The sequence below is a fragment of the Rhizobacter sp. P3_B12 genome, from assembly GCF_056402895.1.
In genome coordinates this window covers 1-4,264 of sequence record NZ_JBFUGN010000532.1, presented here as the reverse complement: position 1 = coordinate 4,264, position 4,264 = coordinate 1, and the positions used below count along the sequence as shown (strand labels likewise).

Genomic DNA, 4,264 nt, shown 5'->3' with positions numbered 1-4,264 from the left:
GCGTGACGTATGCCGACTCGAAGATCGTCGCCAACAGCGGGTACGTGAGCACGCCGGGCGACACCGTCGGCAAGTGGCAGCCGCGCGTGCCGCGCTGGCGGGCGAGCGCGCTGGCGGCCTGGCGCGTCGACGAGCGCTGGACCGTCAGCTACGGCGCGCGCTACAGCGGCCGGCAGTACGGCAGCCTGGACAACAGCGACACCAATGGCTTCACCTACATGGGCACGTCGAAGTACTTCACGACCGACCTGCGGGTGCGCTTCGCGATCGACAGGCAATGGCACGCCGCCTTCGGCATCGACAACCTGAACAACTACTCCTACTGGAATTTCCACCCGTACCCGCAACGCACCTACAGTGCGGAGCTGCGGTACGACCTGTGAATGCCTCCCTCAAACGGACCCCTGTCATGACCCTGAACACCCTCCTCACCCGCCTTGCCGCCACCGCCCTGGTCTCGCTCGCCGCCGCAGCAGCCCAGGCCCATGAATTCATGCTCGGCGAGATCGCCATCGGCCACCCGTATGCGCGCGCGACCGCGCCGGGGCAGCCGACCGGCGGCGCCTTCCTGCGGCTGGAGAACCGCGGCAAGGCCGACGACCGCCTGCTGTCGGCCAGCGCCGATGTCGGCAAAGCGACCGAGCTGCACACGATGAAGATGGAGGGCGACGTGATGCGCATGCGCGAGGTGGCGGCGATCGACGTGCCGGCCGGCAAGTACGTCGAACTGAAGCCCGGCGCGCTGCACCTGATGATCCTCGGGCTGAAGGCGCCGCTGAAGGAGGGCGACAAGTTCCCGCTGCGGCTGAAGTTCGAGAAGGCGGGCGAGGTGACGGTGACGGTGAACGTCGAGGCGGCCGCGGCCGATCACAGCCACTGACGAGGCATCAGCGCGCGAGGGCCTTCAGCGCGAGCTTGATGCCTTCGCTCACGCCGACATCGGCTGGCAGGCTCTTCAATGCGGCCGCGGCCTCGCGGTCGCTGTAGCCCAGCGCCACCAGCGCCTGCAGGATGTCGGCCTGCGCATCGCTCGCGACGCTGGCCGGCACCGCCAGGTCGGCGCCGAGCTTGCCCTTCAGCTCCAGCAGCAGCCGCTCGGCCGTCTTCTTGCCGATGCCCGGCACCTTGATCAGCCGGCCGCTCTCCTGCAGCGATATCGCCTGCGCCAGCTCGCCGACGCTCAGCCCCGACAGGATCGACAAGGCCGTGCGCGGCCCGACGCCGGAGATCTTCACCAGCAGCCGGAAGGTCGCGCGCTCCTCGGCTGTCAGAAAGCCGAACAGCACCTGGGCGTCCTCGCGCACGACGAAATGCGTCAGCAGCGTCACGCGCTCGCCGAGCACGGGCAGGTTGTAGAAGGTGCTCATCGGCACGTCGACCTCGTAGCCGACGCCGCCGACGTCCACCAGCAACTGGGGCGGGTTCTTCTCTGCCAGCAGGCCGCTCAGCCGGCCGATCATCGGCGGAACAGGYCCAGGCGCTGCGCCTCGAGCGCTGCTTCCGCCCGCGAGCTGACGTTGAGCTTGCGGTAGATCTGCTTCACGTAGTCGGCGATCGTGTGGCGCGACAGGTTCAGCTGCGTGCCGATCTCCGGCAGCGTGAAGCCCTTGGCGACCCACAGCAGCACCTCGTTCTCGCGGTCGGTCAGCGAGACGTGCGGCAGGTTCTGCGGGCGCTCCTGCGGCTTGTTCTGCGCCGCGAAATAGGCGATCACGCGGCGCGCGATCGACGGCGTCAGCGGCGGCTCGCCCTGGCTGATGCGCTGCAGCTGCTCGACGAAATGCTCGCGCGGCTGCTCTTTCAGCAGGTAGCCGAACGCGCCGGCCTGCAGCGCGGGGAACAGGTGGTCGTCGTCGTCGTGGATGGTGACCACCACCGACTGCGCCTCGGGCTGCGATTCGCGCAGCGCCGCGACCACGTCGACGCCGGAACCATCCGGCAGGCCCAGGTCGACCAGCGCGACATCGAAACGCTCGGCGCTGATCAGCGCCAGCGCGTCGTGCACGCGGGCGCTTTCGGAGATCTGCGCCTGCGGAAACACCTGCGTCACCAGGGCCTTCACCCAGGCGCGGATCTCGGGCAGGTCTTCGAGCAGCAGGATCTTGTTCATGGGGTGTCCTCGAGGGATCTTGGATCGTAGCAGCGGCGCAAGAGAAGATGTGCCGCCCGGATTGTGCGCTTTACAGCGGCAATGTGAGGCGGATCACCGTGCCGTAGCCTGGCCCGGATTCGACCAGGCACTGCCCCTGCATCTGCTTGGCGCGGTGCTTCATGCTGGCCATCCCGTGGCCGCGGTCGAGCTTGCCGTCGAGTTCCATCGGGATGCCCTTGCCGTTGTCCTGCACGACCAGCACGAAATCATGCTCGCCGATGCTGCAGCGCACCTTGCAGTGCGAGGCGCCGCTGTGCTTGATGATGTTGCTGACCGCCTCGCGCAGGATGCGGGTGGTCTGCACGAAGGCGCGCGCCGACAGCTGCTGGTGCACGTCTTCGGTGGGGCTGCGCCAGTCGGCCTCGATGTTGGCCTGGCTCAGGCGCGACACCGTCTCGGCGCGCCAGTCGGCCAGCGCATCGGCCACCTGCATCGGCTTGCCGGTGAGGCCGCGCACCGACAGGCGCATCTCCTCGAGCGCCTCGCGCGCCAGCGTGGAGATGCGCTCGCTCTCGCTGGTGTGCACGATGGTCAGCAGCTTGGCGCCCAGGTCGTCGTGCAGGTCGGCGGCGATGCGCTTGCGCTCCTTCTCGGTGACCTGCTCGACGCGCAGCTCGGCCATCTGCGAGAAGTTGCGCTCGATCTCGGCGGTGACCTCGTTGATGCGGCTCTCCAGCGAATTGCGGCTCGCCTCGGCCACCTGCAGCGCGCGCCCGAAGATGTGGACCTGGCGCGCGGCGACCGCGATGAACATCAGCGGCATGCTGAAGTGCAGCACGTGCACCGGCAGCCACGAGACCCAGCCGTGCTGCGTCGCCAGGTCGATCAGGACCAGCACGCCGACGCCCATCAGCATGAAGGCCATCGGCCAGAAGTCGGCGCGGCCGTCCGGCCCCTTGCGCCAGGTCACGCGCAGGTACAGCGTGACGGCCGCCATCACCTCGGCCGACAGCAGCAGGTACCAGCCGCTCGTCATCGTGTACAGGCGATGCGGCCCGGCGAGCGCGAGGCTGGCCGGGATCAGCAGGCATTGCAGCGCGAGGCCGATCTCGAGCYTGGTCGAGCGCAGCGCGGCATAGCGCACCAGGAACTGCACCGCCAGCGCCACCAGCACGCCGAAGCCGACGCAGGGCAGGAACTCGCTGGTGGCGTTGTCCCACGGCGGGTCGCGCCACCACAGGCGAGCCGACAGCGCGGCCCAGCCGATCGCGAGCAGCCCGAAATGGATCAGCCACGGGCTGCGGCGATCCTGCCAGCCCATGCCCAGCATCACGATGCCCAGCGGCACCAGCATCGCCGAGATCGCCTGCACCAGCGAGATGTTCCAGAAGGCCTGGCGCGCCTGCACGTCGGCCAGCAGCGCGTGCGGCCCGACCTGCACCGTCGACAGCCCGCCGGCCCGCTGGCGCGACGCGACGTGTTGCAGCGCGTAGCCCTGCAGCCTGATGTCGAGCACGTTGCCGTCCGGGTTCAGTAGCGCCGGCGGCAGCGCGACGAGCTGCGGGTAGAAGCAGTTGCGCGTCACCGGCTCCGCCATGCGGCCGCCGTCGAAGACCAGGTTGCCGTTCAGCCAGACCTGCGCGTTGCTGCAGGCGCGCTCGATGTAGGCGGCCATCAGCGGCGTCGGCGTGATGTAGCTCGCCGGCAGCGTGAAATTGAGGCGGTACCAGACCGGCCCGTCGGACTGCGGCAGGGTCTCGGACCAGTCGTCGGGCAGGCGCACCGTGCGCTGCTTCAGGTCTTGGGGAAAGGTCGGTGCGGCACTTGCCACCGCGCTCGCGCTGCGGATCTCGATGACGCCGGGTTCGGCAGCTGCGGCCGGGGCGCTTGCCAGGCCGCCGGCGAGAGCCACCGCGGAAGCCACCGATGCCAGCGAGGCCACCATGCCCCGGGCCGCGGCACGCAGGCGGTGGGCGAGGGTGGGCGTCGGCGGAAAGCAGGGCATGGGCGCCGATTGTGCAGGATGCCTGCGCCGCCGGGGCCTTCCGGCGACAATCCGGCCTTCCGCCTCCCTTCCAGCCCGAGTCAGCGCCCACGTGATCCTTCGCCACGCCTTCATCCCGCTCGACAACGCCCGCCTGTCGCACCTGTGCGGCAGCGTCGATGAACACC

At 69.3% G+C, this 4,264-nt stretch carries 5 protein-coding genes; 2 read left to right on the top strand and 3 right to left on the bottom strand.

Features of this window, described 5'->3' with window-relative positions:
- Nucleotides 1–383, top strand: a 383-nt coding sequence (locus AC1D01_RS23055) for a TonB-dependent receptor domain-containing protein (protein WP_477870436.1), incomplete at its 5' end; no start/stop codon positions are given.
- Nucleotides 384–409: 26 nt separating this feature from the next.
- Nucleotides 410–880: a copper chaperone PCu(A)C gene (locus AC1D01_RS23050; RefSeq protein WP_477870434.1), complete on the top strand. Its 471-nt coding sequence runs from the start codon at nucleotides 410–412 to the stop codon at nucleotides 878–880.
- Between the two features lie 7 nt (nucleotides 881–887).
- On the opposite strand, the gene ruvA is transcribed toward AC1D01_RS23050, so the two are convergent.
- The 3 genes from ruvA to AC1D01_RS23035 form a co-directional block, all read right to left on the bottom strand.
- Entirely contained in the window at nucleotides 888–1,460 is a 573-nt protein-coding gene (ruvA, locus tag AC1D01_RS23045) for a Holliday junction branch migration protein RuvA (RefSeq protein ID WP_477870432.1), read from the bottom strand.
- Nucleotides 1,457–2,110: a response regulator gene (locus AC1D01_RS23040; protein WP_477870430.1), complete on the bottom strand. Its 654-nt coding sequence runs from the start codon at nucleotides 2,108–2,110 to the stop codon at nucleotides 1,457–1,459. Before AC1D01_RS23040 ends, ruvA begins: the two co-directional genes overlap by 4 nt.
- A 70-nt stretch (nucleotides 2,111–2,180) precedes the next feature.
- Complete coding sequence (locus AC1D01_RS23035) at nucleotides 2,181–4,097, bottom strand: sensor histidine kinase (RefSeq protein WP_477870428.1); 1,917 nt, start codon at nucleotides 4,095–4,097, stop codon at nucleotides 2,181–2,183.
- Between the last annotated feature and the right edge of the window lie 167 nt (nucleotides 4,098–4,264).